The 19300-nt window shown below is 73.4% G+C and carries 14 protein-coding genes; 2 read left to right on the top strand and 12 right to left on the bottom strand.

The window, feature by feature from the left end; genetic code table 11:
* Positions 1 to 5: 5 nt before the first annotated feature.
* The 4 genes from cydC to DMA15_RS02770 are packed head-to-tail and all read right to left on the bottom strand — an operon-like array spanning position 6 to position 5826.
* Positions 6 to 1724, bottom strand: coding sequence for a thiol reductant ABC exporter subunit CydC (cydC, locus tag DMA15_RS02785; RefSeq protein WP_125511066.1), 1719 nt, complete (start codon positions 1722 to 1724; stop codon positions 6 to 8).
* Positions 1721 to 3439 (bottom strand): thiol reductant ABC exporter subunit CydD, encoded by a 1719-nt coding sequence (cydD, locus tag DMA15_RS02780; protein ID WP_125511065.1) that lies wholly within the window; start codon positions 3437 to 3439, stop codon positions 1721 to 1723. The genes cydC and cydD overlap by 4 nt, the downstream gene beginning before the upstream one ends.
* 42 nt (positions 3440 to 3481) lie before the next feature.
* Positions 3482 to 4495, bottom strand: coding sequence for a cytochrome d ubiquinol oxidase subunit II (gene cydB, locus DMA15_RS02775; protein WP_125517223.1), 1014 nt, complete (start codon positions 4493 to 4495; stop codon positions 3482 to 3484).
* A 53-nt stretch (positions 4496 to 4548) separates the two neighbouring features.
* The gene (locus DMA15_RS02770; protein WP_125511064.1) at positions 4549 to 5826 is read right to left on the bottom strand and encodes a cytochrome ubiquinol oxidase subunit I; all 1278 of its coding nucleotides are present in this window, start codon (positions 5824 to 5826) and stop codon (positions 4549 to 4551) included.
* Positions 5827 to 5975: 149 nt separating this feature from the next.
* On the opposite strand from DMA15_RS02770, the gene DMA15_RS02765 reads away from it, so the two are divergent.
* Positions 5976 to 6911, top strand: a complete 936-nt coding sequence (locus DMA15_RS02765; RefSeq protein WP_125511063.1) for a LysR substrate-binding domain-containing protein — start codon at positions 5976 to 5978, stop codon at positions 6909 to 6911.
* On the opposite strand, the gene DMA15_RS02760 is transcribed toward DMA15_RS02765, so the two are convergent.
* The 7 genes from DMA15_RS02760 to DMA15_RS02730 form a co-directional block, all read right to left on the bottom strand.
* Positions 6832 to 7575 carry a TioE family transcriptional regulator gene (locus DMA15_RS02760; protein ID WP_125511062.1) on the bottom strand — a complete coding sequence of 248 codons (744 nt, stop codon included), beginning with the start codon at positions 7573 to 7575 and terminating at the stop codon, positions 6832 to 6834. The genes DMA15_RS02765 and DMA15_RS02760 overlap by 80 nt on opposite strands.
* Positions 7576 to 7593: 18 nt before the next feature.
* Entirely contained in the window at positions 7594 to 10938 is a 3345-nt protein-coding gene (locus DMA15_RS02755) for an SAV_2336 N-terminal domain-related protein (protein ID WP_125511061.1), read from the bottom strand.
* A 747-nt stretch (positions 10939 to 11685) separates the two neighbouring features.
* Entirely contained in the window at positions 11686 to 12636 is a 951-nt protein-coding gene (locus DMA15_RS02750; RefSeq protein ID WP_125511060.1) for a MoxR family ATPase, read from the bottom strand.
* Entirely contained in the window at positions 12633 to 14924 is a 2292-nt protein-coding gene (locus DMA15_RS02745) for a trypsin-like peptidase domain-containing protein (protein ID WP_125511059.1), read from the bottom strand. The genes DMA15_RS02750 and DMA15_RS02745 overlap by 4 nt, the downstream gene beginning before the upstream one ends.
* Complete coding sequence (locus DMA15_RS02740) at positions 14921 to 15328, bottom strand: CU044_2847 family protein (RefSeq protein WP_125511058.1); 408 nt, start codon at positions 15326 to 15328, stop codon at positions 14921 to 14923. The genes DMA15_RS02745 and DMA15_RS02740 overlap by 4 nt, the downstream gene beginning before the upstream one ends.
* Positions 15329 to 15398: 70 nt before the next feature.
* Complete coding sequence (locus DMA15_RS02735; protein ID WP_125511057.1) at positions 15399 to 16601, bottom strand: beta-ketoacyl-[acyl-carrier-protein] synthase family protein; 1203 nt, start codon at positions 16599 to 16601, stop codon at positions 15399 to 15401.
* Positions 16598 to 16897, bottom strand: coding sequence for an acyl carrier protein (locus DMA15_RS02730; RefSeq protein ID WP_125511056.1), 300 nt, complete (start codon positions 16895 to 16897; stop codon positions 16598 to 16600). Before DMA15_RS02730 ends, DMA15_RS02735 begins: the two co-directional genes overlap by 4 nt.
* Before the next feature lie 102 nt (positions 16898 to 16999).
* Here DMA15_RS02730 and DMA15_RS02725 point away from each other — a divergent pair, with 102 nt between their 5' ends.
* Positions 17000 to 17740: a 1-acyl-sn-glycerol-3-phosphate acyltransferase gene (locus DMA15_RS02725; protein WP_125511055.1), complete on the top strand. Its 741-nt coding sequence runs from the start codon at positions 17000 to 17002 to the stop codon at positions 17738 to 17740.
* A 26-nt stretch (positions 17741 to 17766) separates the two neighbouring features.
* Here DMA15_RS02725 and DMA15_RS02720 read toward each other — a convergent pair whose 3' ends face one another.
* Positions 17767 to 19242, bottom strand: coding sequence for a hypothetical protein (locus DMA15_RS02720; protein ID WP_125511054.1), 1476 nt, complete (start codon positions 19240 to 19242; stop codon positions 17767 to 17769).
* Positions 19243 to 19300: the final 58 nt, after the last annotated feature.

Below are 19300 nucleotides of genomic sequence, written 5' to 3'. Positions count from 1 at the left end.
TTGGATTACTGGCAAATCACCTCGGGCGCCGGGTGGGGCCCGCCCGTCAGGGTCACGACCTGGTCGGCGGCGGCGAGACCTGACCGCTCATGGGTGACCAGGAGTGTGGTGCGGCCGCGCGTGGCGTCGAGGATGTCGGTGAGCACGGCGGCCGCCGTCCGCGGATCCAGTCCCTCGGTGGGTTCGTCGAGGACCAGGACGGGCGGGTCGGCGAGCAGCGCGCGGGCCAGGAGCAGGCGGCTGCGCTGGCCGCCCGACATCGCGGAGCCGTCCCCGCCGAGATGCGTCTCCCAGCGGTCGGGCAGCGACTCGATCCACTCCAGGAGCCGGGCTGCGCGGGCCGCTTCGCTCAGGTCGGCGTCGGTGGCATCGGGGCGGGCCAGCAGGAGGTTGGCGCGGATCGAGGCGTGGAAGACGTGCGCGTCCTGGGTCATCCCGGTGATCGCCCGGCGGGCGTCGGCGCCCGAGACCTCGCGCAATTCCCGCCCGCCGACGCGGATGCTCCCCGCTTCGTACGGGACGAACCGCATCAGCGCCGCGATCAGCGTCGACTTCCCCGAGCCGCTGGCGCCGAGGAGCACGACCCGGTGGCCGGGCGGCACCCGAAGGCTCACCCCGTCCAGGGCCCAGGGCCCGTCGGGGCGGTGGCGGACCCGCAGGCCGCGGATGTCGACGCCGACCGGTCCGCCGACGGGGAGCCTGGCGGGGCGGGGCGGATCGACGACGGGCGGCGGCCTGTCGAAGAGAACCGCCAGCCTGCCCGCGGAGGCCCGCACTTCGGAGAGGCGCCGGGCGGCGGCGGGAAGCGGCGCGAGGGCTTCGAAGGAGACCAGCGCGAGGACCGCGAGGACGGTCAGGTGCACGGCGGACAGCACACCGTCCGCGTGCGCGCGCAGCGCGAGCCAGGTGACGCCGACCACCGCCCCTCCCTGGCACAGCAGCACCACGGCCGAGGCGAGCGAGGTGGTCAGTGCCTTGCGGCGCTCCAGCGCGGCGATCCGCGCGGAGGCGTGACGGACCCGGCCGTGCGCCCGGTCCTGCGCGCCGTACGCGGCGAGGTCGGCCGCGCCCTCAATCAAGTCCAGGGTGAGCGCGGCCAGTTCGCCGCGCGCCGCCTGCTCCGTATGGCCCGCCCGGCGGGAGAGCGCGAGCACCAGGGCGGGTACGAGGAGTCCCGCCACGGCCAGCAGCAGGCCGAGCAGGACGCCCGCCTGCGGCAGCAGTACCGCCGCCGTCCCGGTGGCGGCCGCGGCCACCGCGCAGGCGGCCGCGCCCGGGATGAGGACCCGGAGCAGCAGATCCTGCGCGGCGTCGACGTCGTCGACGAGGCGGGTCAGCAGATCGCCGTCCCGGAAGGCGGGCGTGCCCGCCGGGGCGAGCGGCACCAGCGCCTCGTACACCCGGGTGCGGAAGCCCGCGACGGCCCGCAGGACGCCGTCGTGGCCGAGGAGCCGGTCGGCGTAGCGCAGCGCTCCCCGGCCCAGGGCCAGCGCGCGTACGGCGACGATCGCGAGGCTCACGGAGGCGAGCGGCGGCTGTTGCGCGGCGCGCGTGATCAGCCAGGCGGCGGTCGCCATCAGCGCGGCGGCGGCCAGTTCGCTGCCCGCCGCGGCGAGCGCGGCGGGCAGCAGCCTGCGCCAGTACGGCAGGAGGTGCCGAAGGAGCCGGCGTGTGGGATGGCGTGGGGGCTGCGGGGTGGTGGCCCCAGCCGTGAGGGGTGTCATGAGGTCACCAGCTGTGTTGCGAGCGGCGGTTGGGCAGGGGTGAGGCGGCCCGCGCGTACCGTGATGATCCGGTCGGCGTGGGGCAGCAGACTCGTGCGGTGGGCGACCACGAGCGAGGTCCGGCCTCGCATCAGGGCGACCGTGGCGCGCGTGACGGCGGCCTCGCTCTCGGGGTCGAGGTGGGCGGTCGGTTCGTCGAGCAGCAGCACAGGGGAGTCCTTGAGGAACGCGCGTGCCAGCGCGATCCGTTGGCGCTGACCGGCGGAGAGGCCCGCGCCACGCTCCCCGAGCACCGTGTCGTACGCCTCGGGCAATGCCTCGACGAAGAGGTCGGCCGAGGCCGCACGCGCCGCCTCCCGTACCTCGGCGTCGCTCGCGTCGGGCCGCCCGAGACGGATGTTGTCCGCGACGGATGCCGCGAAGAGGCGGGGGCGCTGCGGAACCCACGCCACCTGGGCGCGCCACTCGTCGGCGTCGAGATCCGCGAGATCCGTGCCACCGACCACGACCCGGCCCACCCCGGGGGCCACGAAGCCGAGGAAGAGTGCCAGCAGGGTGGACTTCCCCGCCCCGCTCGGGCCGATCAGGGCCACGTGTTCGCCGCGGCGGACGGAGAGGGAGACCTGGTGGAGTGCGGGTGCGGCGCGATCGGCGTAGTGGACGGTGACCTCGTCGAGGGACAGGAGCGCCCGTCGGGATGGATGGGGCGGGCGCGTGTCCTGAGAGGCGGCGCTCCGAGTGCCGTCGCCGGAATCGGCGCTCCGGTCACCGGGCTCGTCGAGGATCGCGAAGACCCGCTCGGCCACCGCGATGCCCTCGGCGCTGTCGTGAAAGGCGGCGCCCGCGGCACGCAGCGGCAGATACGCCTCGGGGGCGAGGAACAGCACGATCAGAGCCGTACGAAGGTCCAACTCGCCCCCGAGCAGCCGCAGTCCGACCGGGACGGCGACCAACGCCACGGAGAGGGTGGCGACCGTCTCCAGGACGAAGGAGGAGAGGAACGCCACGCGCAGCGTCCGCATGGTGGCACGCCGATGGGCGTCCGCCATCTCGCCGACCACCCGGGTCTGATGCCGCTCGCGCCCGAACGCGCGCAGCGTCGGCAGCCCCGCCACCACGTCCAGGAAGTGCCCGCCGAGGCGTGCGAGCAGTCTCCACTGCCGGGCGGTGCGCCGGGCAGTGTGCATGCCGACCAGCGCGCCGAACACCGGGATCAGCGGCAGCGTCACGACGACGATGAGGGCCGAGGCCCAGTCGGTCCACCCCAGCCAGGCGACGACCGTCAGGGGCACCACCGCGGTGGCCGTCATCGTGGGCAGGTAGCCGACGACGTACGGGTCCAGGGCGTCGAGGCCGCGGGTGAGCAGCGTGGCCGTCTCGCCGTGGCGGCGGGCCGCCAGATCCAGGGGGCCGGTGTGCCGCAGCCGACGGGCGATCCGGTCTCGCAGTGCGTGCTTGGCGTCGGCGGCGGCGCGCCGCGCGAGCCCCCCGCGTGCCCAGACCAGCAGGGCGCGCAGGGCCATGACGCCTCCCAGGGCGGTCGGCAGCACGATGCCGGACCCGCGCCCGGCGAAGCCGTCCGCGAGGAGCGTCGCCAGGAGCACCGCCTGGGCGACGACGAGTCCGGCGCCGAACAGGGCCAGGGCGGCGGAGTACGTCATATGGCGTCTCAGCACCGGGAGTTCACGCAGCAGTCGTCGTTCGACCGGCTTCATCGTGGATGCCTCTCGTCGCGGGTGGGCCTCAGTGGTGGCCGGTCAGAAGTAGCTGGGGTGGCGGTCGCCCGTACGCCCCCGGAAGGCCCACCAGCTCCACGACTGGTACGCGAGGATCACCGGAATCAGCACGACCCCGAACGCGGTGAGGATCTTCAGCGTGACGCCGTCCGTGACCGCGTGCCCGATCGTCATCCCGCCCCCGGCCGCGTCGACCAGGACGTACGGGTAGTGACCGGCCCCCACGAGCACTACGGGCAGCACGGTCGCACAGCACGTGGCCGCGAACGCCCGGACGTGGTGCCCCCGCGTGAGGGACCACCAGGCGCAGCCGAGTGCCGCCGCGAGCAGGGCGGCAAGGACCGCCGATGTCGCGCGATTGGTCAACGCGGCGCCCGCGCCGAAGAGCGTGAGCAGCAGCGGCAGGCACCCCACCGCTCCGGCGGCCCGCAGAAGGGCGACTCCCAAGTGCCGGGCCTTGAGGGCCACTTCGGGAGTGGAGCGCAGGGTCACGAAGGCCGCTCCGTGCGTCGTGAAGAGCAGCGCGGTGGTCAGGCCGCAGGCCAGCACGAACGGCGTGAGCACATCGCCGACCCCGATGTGGAAGCTCCCGTCGGCCCGGCGTGGGACGCCATGGAGCAGCAGCCCCAGGACGAGCCCCCAGCACACGGCGGGGAGCGCGCCGCCGAACACGATCAGGGCGTCCCACCACCGGCGGCCGAGGGCGCTGTCGGCTCGGCCGCGCAGCTGGATCGCCGCGTTGCCGAGGACAAGCCCGACGAGGATCGCCACGACCAGCGGATAGAGCCCGGACAGGAGGCTCCCCTCCAGGTGCGGAAAGGCCCCGAAGAGGACACCGGTGAAGGCGACCAGCCAGACCTCGTTGCCCAGGAAGAACGGCGCGATGGCGTCGAGAGCGGCGTTCCGGCTCGTCCTCTTGGTCCGGCCGCCGAGGAAGGGGTGCAGCATCTGTGCGCCGTAGTCGTAACCGCCGAGCACGAAGTACCCGGCGAGGAGCAGGCCGAGGAGGGCCAGCCAGAGGGTCTCCAGACTCATCTCGCTCAACTTTCCATGGGAGTGGGGGAGTTCATTTCGGTGCGTGAGCCCGGTCAGTACGTGAGTTCGGCCGGTGCCTCCGTATGTCTTTCGGGGAGCGGCTCGGTGGCCCCGAGCTGAGTGGCTTCGGGACCGCGCAGGGCGAAGCGCGTGATCAGGGTCCAGTTCGTCACCGCCAACGCGAGGAAGAGCGCGATGAACACCGTGCAGGACACGGCCAGCGAGGCGGTGCCGACCGAGGAGACCGCGTCCTCGACCTTCAACTCCCCGTGCACGAGCCAGGGTTGGCGCCCCACCTCGCGGACGACCCAGCCGCCCGCCCCTGCGATGAAGGGGAAGGGGACCATCGCCACCAGGACGTAGCTGAAGACGCGCCGACGGATGAGCCAGTCCTTCCACAGCAGGACGACGGCGATGAGCGTGAGGGTGGACACCGTGTTGCCGATGATCGTCATCACGTCCATCGAGATCCGGATCGCGTCCTGCCAGGGCACGTAGTCACCGGGCCCGTGCTCCTCGACGAGCCGCGCCTGCGCCTCGGCGACGCCGCTGTTCTCCAGGACCGCGTCCTTCATCGGCTGGGTCCGCTCGATCACGGGCCGCTGCATCTCCCCGACGACGACCACGAAGAAGGAGGCGAGCATGCTCACCCACACCCCCAGTCGCAGGGAACCGCGGAACAGCTCGGCCTCCTTGGTGCCCCGGAGGAAGTGCCACGCGCTGATCCCGGCGACGAAGACACCGCCCGTCGTCAGCGCGGCGAGCGCGACATGGCCGAGAGCGACCAGGGCGCTGGGGTTCGCGAGCAGCGCCCCGAAGTCGGTCAAGTAGGCCTCGCCATACCGCACTTCGTAACCGACGGGGTGCTGCATGAAGCCGTTGGCGACCAGGATCCAGTACGCGGAGGCGTACGCGGTGAGGGCGACGAGCCAGATGAGCGTGACGTGCACGCCCTTGCGCAGGCGCCCCCAGCCGAAGATCCACATGCCGAGGAAGGTGGACTCGGCGAAGAACGCGATGAGGGTCTCCAGCGCCAGCGGGGCGCCGAAGACGTTGCCCGCGAACTTGCTCAGCCCGCTCCAGCTGAGCCCGAACTGGAACTCCATGACGAGGCCGGTGACGATGCCGACCGCGTAGTTGATGACGTAGAGCTGTCCCCAGAAGCGGGTCATGCGCTCCCGGACGGCTCTTCTGACGGGATCTCGGGTGCACGCGGCCCGTGTGTGCATGATCGCCACGAGGGGGACGAGCCCCATGGTGAGGATCACGAACAGCCAGTGGATGCCGGTCGTGGCCGCGAACTGGAGTCGGGCCAGATCCGCAGCGCTCATGATGCGGCCTGCTTCTGTGGGAGACGGAGGGTCGGGGGCGGTGGCCCCGCTAAGACGACCGTAGGGAGAATTGCTTATGCGTTCCAAGACCGGTTTCGTCATGTACAGATAGCCCTGAAGGCATAAGTGAACGTCAGTGAAGGTGGACCGTGGATCTTCTCCAACTGCGCTATTTCCAGGCCGTGGCCCGTTACGAGCACATCAGCCGCGCCGCCGAGGAGCTGCGGGTCGCCCAGCCCTCGCTCAGCCGCGCCATCGCGCGCCTGGAGGCCGATCTGGGCTCCGCGCTCTTCGACCGGCAGGGCCGCCGCATCCGGCTCAATCAGTACGGCACGATCTTCCTGCGCCACGTCGACCGCGCCCTGAGCGAACTCGACGACGGCCGCAGGGCCGTGCGGGAAGCCCGGGACACGGGGCTCGGCAGGGTCAGCGTCGCCTCCGAGACGCTGCTGACGATCACCCCGCTCCTCGGCAGCTTCCGGGCCGCCCACCCCCGCGCCGACGTACGCCTCTTCCAGTCGAACGCGGAGGACATGGACCGCCGGCTGCGCGCCAGGGAGGTCGACTTCTGTGTGGCGTCACAGCCGTTGGCCGGCGCGAACCTCGAATCGGTCGAGCTGGCCCGCGAGGAGGTGCTGCTCGCGGTCCCTCACGGGCACCGGCTGGAGGGGCGGGAGTGCGTGACGATCCGGGAGATCGCCGACGAGCCCTTCGTCACCACACGCGTCGGCCACTGGCAACGCGCCCTGCTCGACCGGCTGTTCGCGTCCGAGGGCCTTACCCCGCTGGTCTCCTGCGAGGGCGACGAACCGGCCGCCAGCCAGGACATGATCAGCGCGGGCCTCGGCATCGGCCTCATCCCGTCGGTCTCCCGCCGGGTCGGTTCGCACGCGCGCGTCCCCGTCGCCTGGGTGCGGCTGGACGCGCCCGACTGCCTGCGCGTGCTCACCCTGGTGTGGAACCGCGAGACCCATCTCTCCGAAGCGGCCCTGAAATTCCGGGAGTTCACGATGGCGAGGCCCTTCGAGACCCATCACCTCCCCGGTCCAGCTCGACGTACCGTGCGACCAGGACCGACGCGCTGAGCATGGCGAGGCCCCGGGTGGTGAGTGCCCGCCGCCAGTCACCGAGGGCCTCGTGGAGGGCCTGCGTACCGCCTGCCGTCCGGATCTGCTCGACAATGGTGCGGATGTGGCCGAGCCGGTGGCCGCCCCGCCGGAGCAGCAGCGTCAGCTCCGCGTCGCGTACGTCGTGGGCGCCGTAGGTGCGGCGCCCGGAGACGGGCTCGCGCCGGGGGGTGAGGATGCCCGCCTGTTCCCAGTTGCGCAGCGTCGCCGCGGTGACGCCCAGGCGGCGGGCGAGTTCCCCGATGCTGAACGCCTTCGTGCCGCTGGGCAGTTGTGGAGCGGAACCCGCCGAGGACGCGAGCCCCTCCATCGCTTCCTCGACCGCGTCGAGCGTCTCCCGGTCGCGCAGCGACTGCGCGTGGCCGCGGTCGATGGCCGTCAGCGCCGCGTCGACGCTTCCCGTGTTGAGCCCTCTCATGATCTGCCCGCTCACCGCGTACCCGTGCGCCGGGACGAGCGCCAGATAGGCGCGCAGAGCCGCTGCGTGCGCCTCGGTGTAGACCCGGTAGCCGCTGGCGGTGCGGTCGGCCGCGGGGATGCATCCGTCCTGCTCGTAGTTGCGGACCGCCTGGGTGGAAATGCCGTGCTCACGGGCGAGATCGACCGGGCGGAGGTGTTTCATGGGCTGAAACTTTACCCCTCACGGGAACATCGGGCGCGGGCCCAGAAGCAGCGCCGCGAGGCGCAGGTAGGCCTTGTACGCGTCGGGGGTCAGCCAGGACAGTTCGATGGTGCTCGCCATGGCGAGGTGGCCGTCGCGGGGCACGGTGACGATGCCGCGGCAGCGTGAGCGCAGCCCCCGCACACCGCCCGAGTCGAGGATCCAGCCCGCGGCGGGGCGGCTGTGGTTGAGGACGACGACGGCCTCCTCCACCAGGTCGGGACGGTTGAGGGTGACGAGCCGGTCCATGGTCTGCTGAGCCTGGGTCAGCCCGGCGGGGTCGGCGCGCGAGACGATGACGACGCGGTCGGCGTGTTCCAGGAGCAGCTGCGTCGGCTTGTCGGAGTCGACGAGGGTGAGCCGGAAGTACTGCCGCGTCGCCCACGCCACCTCGCGGAAGTCCTGGTCCGTGTACTGGCCGCCCGCCGAGGGCCGGGTCACCGAGTCGTTGGCGAGGACCATCAGGCCGGAGCGGTGCGGGGAGAGGAAGAGCCCGAGATCCTCGAAGCTGCGTACGTCGGGCAGGGCGGACGCCAGGTCGGTCAGGCCCGCGAGCGTGCTGCGGAAGACGCGGCCGCCGATGCGCACATGCCGCCCCGCGTGCCGGTCGGCGTCGAGCGCGAGCACCCGTTCCTGGCGCTGGTCGGCGAGGACGGCCCCCAGCATCATCGTCGTCGTCGTGCAGCCGACGCCGTCCTTCACGCCGACCAGCGCGATCCGCAACGGCTGTCTCAGCGGCGCCCGGATGGTGCGCGTCCAGCTCTCGCTGTCGTCCTCCTCCGCCTGCGCCGCGGACTCGTGCTCCCGGGGCGCGGACGCGAGGGCGTCGGCGTCGTACTCGGGCTCGTCCCACGGCTGAGCACCGGGCAGGCGCGCGGCGAGGGCGTCGGCCACCTCTCGTACCGTGGGCCTGCTCTCCGGTTCCGGGGTGACACAGCGCAAGAGGAGGTCGGCGAGTTCCGCGTCGAGTTCCGCGAAGTGGGGGTGCCCGCGCAGGGTGTCGTGCTCGTACGGCTGCCAGGTGCGGCCCGTGGCCGCGTGCAGCAGCAGGGCGCCGAGCGCGTAGACGTCCCCGGCGGTGATCCGGGACTCGCCCCAGTACGTCACCTCCGGGGCCCGGTAGGGCGAGGCGGGCGGCATCGCCGACACCGACGCGCTCCACGCCCCGTCGATGCGTGCCGAGGTCCAGCCGATGATGTGCAAGGTGGACTCGGTCACCAGGATCGCGCCCGGGGTGAGCGAGCCGTGCACGATGCCCCGCCGGTGGCAGCGGTTCACGGCCCGCGCCAGGTGCCAGCCGAGCCAGAGGAACAGCGGGGTGCCCGCCAGCGGCCCGACCGCGTCGAACACGGCACGCAAGGTGGGCGCGGGCCGCCCGTCGCCGAGGGTGTCCAGACGCAGGGCCAGCCACGGCACGCGTACGTCACGCAGATCGCTCGCCACGAGGGCCGGGGCGTACACGCCGTCCATGCGGAGCAGCGCCCGGCGCTCGATGCCGAGCAGCTCCCGGGCCACCGGCGAGGCGGAGGAGGACGACACGCGCAGCAGGACCTGCCGTCCCTCCTGGTCCTCCCCGATGTACGCGGTGGGGGTGCCGCTGCTGCCGTCGCGGCGCTGGAGCGTGTACGGGCCGAGCGCGTGCAGGTCCTGCAACCGCAGGGGCAGCCAGTACGGGGCGGCCTCCAGGCCGGACGGCAGGCGGACCTGCTCCTGGACGCCGGTCTCCTCCGGCGCGGGCGCCGCCATCGGCCGGGCGCCCAGGTGGGTCAGCAGCCGGTCCTCCAGCCAGGCGAACGGGCGGGTGCCGGGGAGCAGTTCGCTGGTGCCGGAGGGGTGCGCGAGCCAGGCGGGGAAGTCGGGGGAGCGGCCCACGAGCGCGCGCAGCCGCTCGGTGACGGTCCGGGTCGTGCGCAGCAGATCGATCGGGGACGCGGTGTCGAGCAGGATGTCCTGCGCGTCCCGGGTGAACCCGAACCGCAGGTGCTGCGGGGGCAGCCGCGCGTCGCCGGGCTCGACCTGCTGCATGAGCCCGCCCAGGAACACCTCGGCGAGATGCGCGGTGTCCGTCTGCCACGGCACCGCCGCCTGCACGAGCCGCATCACGGGCACGGTCAGCGGTGACACGGCGGCGAGGTGCGCGGCGAGCCGGTAGGCCTCGGGCGACGCCGCGTCCCGGAACCGCAGGACGGCGGTGGACGCGTCGGAGCCACGGGTGTCGGCCCGGCCGCGCGGGGCCGGCGCGTGCGGCGGGATGAGCAGGGGCAGTTCGGCGCTCCCCCCGGGCGACGCCACTAGGCGCGCCCAGGCGGCGACGGCGGGCGGATACGGTTCGAGCACCGGCACCGGCACGTCCGTGAAGTCCTCGCCGAGGCCGGGCGGAAGCAGCGGGTCGGACACGTCCCAGGTGTCGTTGGCGGCGCCGCGCCGACGCGTGGTGACCAGCCAGGGTTCGGAGCGGATGCCGGAGCCGCCCCACAGGTGCGCGGGCAGGGTGTGCAGGATGGCCGTCGGGCCCTGGCGCGCCCACCGGTTGAGTGCCAGGCGCATCCGCCCGTCGCGCCAGCAGGCGCCGACGCCGTCGCTGATCACCAGGACCAGGGTGCCGCCGGAGGGGTCGACGACGGAGGCGGGCGAGAGCAGCGGGGTGTTCGTGTCGAAGGGGCGGCCCCGCAGCAGGGGCGCCCGCCGCGACCGGGTGTCAAGACCGAGGACGCGGATGCCCCGGAAGGCGCCCAACCGCTCCAGCAGGGCGCGCAGTTCGATCGCAAGGCGCCGCCACAGCAGCATGGAGATGCCGTCGTCGATGAGCAGCACCAGATCGAGCCAGCGCTGGCGCGCGGGCCGCGTCACGATGTCGAGCAGCCCCGTCTCGGCGAGCGCGGCGGCCGTGGCCTGTTCGTCGAACTCGCGCCGGTGCGGGTGCGGCTGGGGCTGTTTCAGCAGGCGCAGCGCGCGCCCGAAGCGCAGCTCCTCATGGCCGAGCGCCTTCTCCTCCGGTACGCGCACCGGCAGCGCGCCGTCGTCCGTCGCGCGCTCACCACCGGACCCCAGCTCGGCGAACTCGGGGGCGCTGTGGGCGGCGGCGGCCGCGTGCAGAGCACCCAGGAGCTGAGCCGGGGGCGGCGCCGGGGCGCCGGGCGCGGGGGAGTCACCGGGCGCGTCCTGGCCCGGCGGGGTGGCGCAGGACGACGCCGCTTCTTGGGCGGCCGCGGGCGGCGGCGCGGAAAGGGCGGCCCCGTGGAGCGCCTGAGCGAGGGGCGCGTCGCCGTCCGTGGGAATACGGGTGGCGAGCCAGACGGCGTCGAGCAGTTCATGAATGGACATCTCATGCCCGGTAATCCGACCGAGCAGACCGAGGGAGGGGTGGGGCGGGGCGTCGGGGTCGGGTGGGGGTGGCGGGCTGGAGGGTCCTCCGTTACCGGAGGGCGGCCGCTGGGGGGATGGCTCGGCGTTGCTCGGGGGCGACTGGGTGGAAGGGTCGCCATCGGTCGGCGGCGCCTGGGCGGAAGGGTGACCGCTGCCCGACGGCATTTGGCCGGAAGTGTCAACGCCGTCCGGCGGCACCTGGCCGGAAGGGTCACCGCTACCCGGCGGCATCTGGGCTGAAGGGTGACCGCTGCTTGGCGTCACTTGGCCGGAAAGGTCACCACCGCCCAACGGCACCTGGGCGGAAGAGTCACCGCCGCCCGGCGCCACCTGGGCGCGAGGGTCACCGCCGTCCGGCGGCACCTGGCCGGGAGGGCCACCACCGCCCAACGGCACCTGCGCGGAAGAGTCGCCGCCACCCGGCGCCATCTGGCCGGGAGGATCACCACTGCCCGGCGCCACTGGGGCGCAAGGGTCTCCACCGCCCGACGCCACCTGACCGGAAGGGTCACCGCCGCCCAACGGCACCTGCGCGGAAGAGTCGCCGCCACCCGGCGCCATCTGGCCGGGAGGATCACCACTGCCCGGCGCCACTTGGGCGCAAGGGTCACCACCGCCCGGCGCCACCTGGCCGGGAGGGTCACCACCGCCCAACGGCACCTGGCCGGAAGAGTCGCCGCCGCCCGGCGGCCGCGACGGTGGCATCTACAGCGCCCCGCCGAGGCGGTGCAGCACCGCGTCCAAAAGGCCCTCGGCGTCCAGGTCGACGCCGCCCTTCCGCAGGAACACCGCGTTGAGTAACTGGTCGGTGGCGAGTTCGCCCGGCGCGCGGCGGTTGAGGAAGGCGTGCAGCAGGTCGTCCACCCCGGCCAGCGCCCCCTCGCCGAGATGGGCGGAGACGATGTCGCGCAGCCGCTCCTCACCCGGGTCCGGCAGGGCCAGCCGCACACAGCGGCGCATGAAGGCGGGCGGGAAGTCGCGCTCGCCGTTGCTGGTGATGACCACGACGGGGAACTCGCGGCACCGCACCCGGCCGCGAGTGACCGTCACCCATTCGCCGTCGCCGCCGTGGGTGAGTACCGGCACCTCGGCCTGATCCTCCGGCAGCCGGGACAGCTCCGGGATCTCGAACTCGCCCTCCTCGAACACGGTGAGCAGGTCATTGGGCAAGTCCACGTCACCCTTGTCCAGTTCGTCGACGAGCAGCACACGGGGCCGGTCGCGGGGGACCAGGGCCGTACCCAGCGGCCCGAGTCGGACGAAGGTGCCGATGCCCGGCTCCTCGGCGCCGCGCTCCTGGCGCAGATGCGTCTCCCGCAGCCTGCCGATCGCGTCGTAGCCGTACAGGGCGTCCTTGAGGGCCGAGCGGCTGTTGATCGCCCATTGCAGCACCGGCCCCAGGGTGAGTTCGTGCGCGATGGCGTGCGCGAGGGACGACTTGCCGGTGCCGGGATGGCCGGTGACCAGCAGCGGGCGCCGCAGGTGCAGGGCCGCGCTCACCACGTCGGCCTCGGCACGGCCGATGAGGTAGGGGCGCGGCCGGGGACGGTCACCGCAGTCGTCGCCGAAGCGGCGCCAGGGCGGGGCTTCGGGCAGGGCCACCCGACGGGCGACCCGGTCGCCCCGGAACAGCCGCCACTGTTCGTGCTGACTCATATCGCCTGCTCCGTCGTGTCGGGGCCGTCGGCGGGGCGGGCGAGCCCTTCCGCCGGGTCGGCGAGCTGCAGTTCGTCCGGCAGCGGCATCTCGGCGTCCTCCCACACCAGCGTGGGACGCGCCGGGGCCACCATGTCGGCGTAGGCGCGGACCCTGAAGTGCCGTACGCGCTCGGGGAGTCCGTCCACCGGGCCGTCGGGCGCGACCGCGTCGAGACCTGGGCCGCTCTCCTGGGACGCGCGGTCCCACAGCACGATGGGCACGCCCATCACCAGGCAGACGGGGAGCAGTTCGCCGCGCTGGACGGCTGTCCCCTGGAGGAGGACGCGTGCGGTGTCCCGATGGGTTGTCTTGAGCAGTCCGATGAGCCCGGCCCTGCCGCCGACGGCACGGTCGGCGCGGAGCGCCTCGCCGCGGTGGCGGGCGTTCCAGCGCCGGGTCAGGTCGGCGGCTCCGGTGCGCGAGCGGCGCCGCAGGGCCGGGCAGCGCAGGATGAGGTGGAAGTCCTCGCCGAGCGGGGCGGGGATGTACTCGTCGAGGCCCGCCCCGTCCCACTCGTCCACCGGCAGTTCCAGGGCATCCGGCGGTACGGAGACGGCGACCAGGACCACGCCGTGCTCGGCTCCCTCGGTGCCGCCCGCGACCTCCCGGATCAGGCGGGCGATCTCATGGCCGGTGCGGGGCCCGTCGGTGCGGGGCACGGCACGGGCGGCGCTGCCGTCCGCCCGCAACCGCCACACCGCGCAACGGAACTGACCTGCGGGATCTTTGGCGTGCCGGTCGAGCTCCACCAGGATCCGCGCGCCGGCCGTGGAGGCCCGCTGCGACCAGCGCTCGGCGTCGGCCCGGCGCTCCCGCAGCGCCGACGCGTGGATGCCGAGACGAGCGGCGACCCGGCCGCTCCACTCCTGCAGCGCGCGGCAGGCCAGGCCGCCGGTCTCGGCGGCCACGTACTCGACGACCCGCAACAGGGCGGGCAGGCGGGGCGTCTCGTCGGGCACCGGGGAGCAGTCACCGGCCCAGGTCTCCAGCTCGGCGAGGACTCCGGCGACGGCGGCGGGCGCGAGCCGCGCCGCTTGGAGGGAACGCGGCAGATCGAGGTAGGGCAGGGCGGCGGTCGCCGAGCGGGGCAGCAGGCCGGGGTCGAGTCGGCACAGGTGCTCGAACTTGGCCCGCACCAGCCGGTGTTCGGCCACCGACAGGAGTCCGGCGGCGTTCGTCATGCGGCCCAGGGCCAGGAGCCGGTCGAGTTCGCCACGGCCGCGCGGATCGTCGGCGACGGCGGGGGCCAGGGCCTCCGCGAGGGTGGGCAGCGCCCTGTCGGCGCGGGTGAGCAGGTCGGCCAGTTCGGCCACGGAGGGCGCGGTGCCGTCGGCGGGGGCGCGCAGACCGAGTTCGGTGGCGAGGGCGGTGGCGTGGGCGGCGCGTGCGGCGGGGTCGCCGAGCAGGAGGTGCAGGGGACCGACCATCATGTCCCGTACCGTTTCGACGGAGTCGGCATCGAGGTCGGGGCCGGAGCCGGAGCGGAGGGCGGGCCCGGGGGCGCGCGACGCCGTCCGCTGGTGGGTGAGCCCGGACAAGTGGCCCTCGGGAAGGGCCCCGGCGTGGCGCAGCTCCAGCAGGACGGACTGCCAGCCGAGCCCCCAGCTGCGCCGGACCGTGTGCTGGGCGGAGAGCGCGTGACCCGGCGCGGTGATGCGCCCCATGACGAGCCCCACGGCGGCGCCGTCGGCGACACACCACAGGGGGCCGCCGCTGTAGCCCTCGTCCACGGCGGCACCGGAGAGCTGTCCGTCGAGGTAGCCGACGCCGTCGTCGTACGCGGCCACGCGCACATCGGCGTAGGAGAACGCCTGCCCGCCGCCGTACCAGGCCCTGACCTCCTGCCCTCGCGCCATCTCCAGCCAGCGCACCGGGCCGACGGGCGGCGGGGGTTCCTCACCCAGTTCCAGGACGGCCAGATCGCCCTCCCATCTCAGGGCGCCGTCGGGGACCGGGCCGCGCAGGTGCGAGCGGGGCGGGATCCATGCCACGAGCCGGGCCCGGCGTATCTCGGTGGGGGAGAGCACGGGGAAGGAGACGCCGAGCGTGACGTCCCCTGGGTCGCGGGCGCTGAACATCTCCTCGCCCAGGGCCGCGTTGACCACGTGCGCGCAGGTCAGCAGCGTGCGCTCGGAGAGGTAGACACCCGCCCCCGCGGTGCGCGAGCGGTCCGCGGTCAGCACCCGCACGAGTGCTCCGCGGGCGTCGGCGTCCTGGTCGCCGCCGGCCGCCTGGAACCACGTCATGCCTCGGCCCGCGGGGCCAGCTGCCAGGTCGCCGAGACCGTCATGCTCGCCTGGCCGCTGGCGCCGACGATACCGAGCCGCAGGTCCTGGCCGACCTGGATGCCGAAGTCCACCGAGATCTGGTCGGGAGGGTCGGGGATGCCCCGCACGGCGTCGTGCACCTGCTGCAGGATCGGGCCCAGGGGGCTCAGCACGGTGCGCAGCGCGTCGGTGGCGGCCGCGCCCACGCGGGCGCCGCGTCCCACCGGCGTCACGCCGGAGATGCCACCCGGCAGATCGGCGTCCGGCGCACCGGCGTCCGTATCGCCGCGGACGGCGCCCGGAGTCTCACCGGCGGCAGCCAGTTCGAGCCGGACCTGCGCTCCGTCGTCGAGCGTGAACTCCATGTAGTCATAAGGCGGCACAGCAAGCATTGTGCACACCAACTAAGCGGCTGAACAGCGGAGTTGACGAAGTCGGATGCGCAGCCGCCGGTTACGCCCCCGCCAGGACCACGACCGCGTTGTGTCCGCCGAAGCCGAAGGAGTTGCTGACGGCGACGGTCGTCTCCTGCCGACGGGGCGCGGCGGTGACGAGGTCGATGGCGAACGCCGGATCGGGCTCACTCAGCCCCGCGACGGGCGGGACGATGTCCGCCCGCAGGGCGAGCACGGTCAAGGCGGCCTCGATCGCCCCCGCCGCGCCCAGGGTGTGGCCGAGGGCGCCCTTGGCGGAGGTGACGGGTGGACCGTGCGGAAAGACCCGGGCAAGGAGGGCCGCTTCCACCGCGTCGCCGCGCGGGGTGGACGTGCCGTGCGCGTTGACGTGACCGACATCGCCGGGACCGACGCCGGCCTCGGCGAGCGCGCTCCGCAGGGCCCGCTCCGCCTCCCGTCCTTCGGGGTGCGGCGCGACCAGGTGATGGGCGTCGGTGGTGGTCGCGTAACCGATGAGCCGCGCGAGGTGCGGCGCCGAGCGGGCGGCGGCGTGCGCGGGCCGCTCCAGGATCAGGGCCCCCGCTCCCTCGGCGATGACGAATCCGTCGCGGGCGGTGTCGAACGGGCGGGAACCCTGGTCGGAGAGTGCGCCCAGCTGGGTGAATCCGGTCACGACGGACGGGGTCACCCCGGCGTCGGCGCCGCACACGACGGCGATGTCGCACTGGTCCGAGGCGAGCAGGTCGCGGGCCGCGCCGAGCGCGGTGGCCCCGGAAGCGCACGCGGTGGCGACATTGAGGACCGGGCCCCGGGCGCCCAGATGCAGGGCGATGGTGGCGGAGACCATGTTGATCAGGTAGCCGGTGAGGAAGTACGGCGAGACGCTCGTCGGGCCGTCGGCGGCGAACCTCGCGGCGGCGACCTGCGCGCTGTGCATCCCGCCCAGGGAGCAGCCGGTGACGACGGCCACGCGGGCCGGGTCCCAGTCGGCGGGCTCCAGTTTGGCCCGGTCCAGCGCTTGCGCGACGGCGGTGAGGCCCATGCGCGCACAGGGGTCGGGCCGCAGGGCGGGGCTGTGCCTCGGCACCTTGTCCGCGAGGTCGGTGCGGCAGCTGAGGGTGACAGGCAGGCCCCGCAGCTCCGGATCCCTCCGGGCCGTGGCACGGCCCTCGCGGACCGCGGCCCAGGTGGATTCCGTGTCGGGGCCCGCCGCGGTGACCAGGCCGAGGCCGGTCACGGTGCAGTCGGCGTTCCGGCTCACCCGGCACGCCGCTGGTCGACGCGTGCGGCGAACTCGGCGAAGGTGAGTTCGCGCAGCTCATCCTCCGTGGCGCTGATGCCGAGTTCGTCCTTGAGCGTGATGGCCATCTCCACGACCATCAGCGAGTCGGCGAGCACATGGGCCATGGGGGCATCGGCTCTGATGGCCGCCGGGCTGACCTGAAACTTGTCGACGAGCAGGCCCGTGATGATTTCCGTCGTCGTGGGCGCGGGTGCAGGGACCGTCGCGGGTGCGGAGACCGCAGCGGGTGTAACGGGTGCAGCGGAGGAATTCATGGCGCCTTCCCTGATGGATGAACCCAGCCGGTACTCATAGGGACCCGCTGATTGACTTCGTCAGTCTTGCGGTAGTCCATTTTCAGTAGAAAGTGAGAACTTATGGCGGAATCGAATCCCCGGTCGCTCGACGAGATCGCCACCGACGCATTGGACAACGTCCTCGGCTGGTTGGCCGACGAGTACCTCCGCGTCGAGGTGTCGGGGCTTGGCAACATCCCGGAGTGCGGGCCCGCCATGCTCATCGCCAATCACTCCGGGGCCTGGGGACTCGACGCGTTCGTGCTGCATAACCTGTTGCACCGGGAACTGGGCCGCCCGGTGTACTTCTACGCCTCCCGAGTCGTCTTCCGGATGCCCGCCCTGGCCTCGTACGCGCGACATCACGGCGCTTTCGCCGACGATCCGACACTGGGCCGTGACCGGCTGGCCGACGGTCACCTCGTCGGGGTCTTCCCCGAAGGGTTCGACGGGGTCGGCAAACCGTTCTCACAGCGCTATCGTCTGCGGCCCTTCAGCCCCGGATTCGCGGTCACCGCGATGCAGACGGGTGCACCCGTCATTCCGGTGTCGATCGTGGGGGCCGAGGAGTCCTTGCCGAAACTGGGAAGCATCGCACCGCTGGCCCGCCGGTTCGATCTCCCCTATTTTCCCGTCACCACGCTCCTGCCGCTCCCGGCGAAATGGCGCATCACCGTCGGGGAACCAGTTCCTGCCCCCGAGCCCCCTGACGACTTCGCCGAACGCTCCGCGGCGACGCGACGGTTGTGCGACGCGGTCTGGATCACCGTTCAGGGCATGGTCGGCCGGGACGTGCGACAGCGCAGGAATCCGTTCTGGTGACCGCCCCGGCCCGAGCGGAGGGCTGCTCACCTCGCGAGCCACCGCGCGGCGCGGCTCACGTCCACGGCCGCGCGGGCGCAGCGTTCGGCATGGGCCAGCAGGGTCATGCGGCACTGCTCCCCGAAGGCGTCGTGATTCCAGCCGGGCCGCTGCGCGCACGCCGCGAGCTGCCGCGCGTGCTCCTCAAGGCTGCGGGCGCTCTCGGCGGCGAGCGCGGCGTGGCGGGCACAACCGCTTCCGGCGGCGAGGGCGCCCGCCCCTGGAGTGAGGACGCCCGCCCCTGGAGCGAGCGTCCCGTCCGTCATGTACGGGTCGACGTCCGTGAGGGCGAGGTCGAGGGAGTCGGCGGGGAGGTCGGCGGGCAACGCGTCACGCTCGATGTGCGGGGCGAGCAGGACGGGTTCGGCGTGCCGCAGCAGGGCGCGGGTCAGCTCGGAGGCGACCAGCACGGCCAGTTCGGCCGCGGCACAGGGCGCGGGGGCCGCACACAGCGATGCCGACGGGGCCTCGTCACCGTGCCCCCGCCCTTGGTCCACGTCGCGTAGCCAGGCGGTCGCGTAGAGGATCTCGGTGCCCGAGTCGACGCCCATGCCACGCCACTGGAACGGGGCACGCACCTCATGCACGGTGGTGGACAGGGGCGGGTAGCGGCGCAGCGCCGAACCCACCGCCTGCTCCACCCGGTCGGTGCCAGGTGCGACGGGACCGACCGACGCGAGGGCCAGCGCCTGGGGAACCGTTTCGGTCAGCGCCCGGGTGACGGTCTCCAGGACGTGCTCGATCACGCCGTTCCGCGAGCCGTCGTCCGGGAGCACCGCGATCAGTGCGTCCGGGGTCGGGCCCGGGTTCGGGCCCGGATCGTGGAGGTACGGGTCGAGGCGGCGGCGCAGCGCGGCGACGCGAGCGGTGTACTCGGTGGCGTCCGCCGCCTGGAGGGTCGCTTCGAGGATGTCGCCGATGAGCGTGTCGTCGCACGCCCCGTCACCGAGCACGAGCCGCCGGGCGATACGGCGGGTGACGGCACACCACTCGGCCCGGTCGAGGACGGAGTCGGCACCACGCGAGGCGAGCAGTTCCAGGGCCTCCTCGGCGGCGATCGCCCTCACCCGCGTGTTCAGGGACGCCAGGGTGACGGGCAGCGGGGTGTGAGCCGAGAGCCGCAGCCGACGGCCGTGGGAGGTCAGACCGGTGACGGCGCCACGGGCACCGGCCTCCTCCGCCCGGCCGATCAGGCTCCGGGCGTCCTCGGCGTTCAGCGGGGCCAAGAAGGTGCCGAACGCCGTGCGCAGCAGGATCGGCCGGCCGCGCGCGGTACGCCGCAGTTGGGCGAGGACCTGCCGCGTCAGATGCTGCCGGGTGAACGGCTTGAGCCCGAGTGCCCGGGCCGGGGCGTCGATCCACGAGATGCGCTGGGCCGCCATGGCCGCACTGACCAGGGCGTTCTCCAGAGGCCAGGCCGTCGTGGGCCGACGGACCGCGGTCGTGATGTCGCTGGCGTTCATCGCCGGTCTCCAGGGAAACGAGTGCGGGGCCGAGTGTCAGGCCGTGCGTGAGTCACGG

The sequence above is a fragment of the Streptomyces sp. WAC 01529 genome (genome assembly GCF_003945545.1).
GTDB lineage: Bacteria > Actinomycetota > Actinomycetes > Streptomycetales > Streptomycetaceae > Streptomyces > Streptomyces anatolicus.
This window is presented reverse-complemented; position numbering and strand designations above follow the sequence as displayed.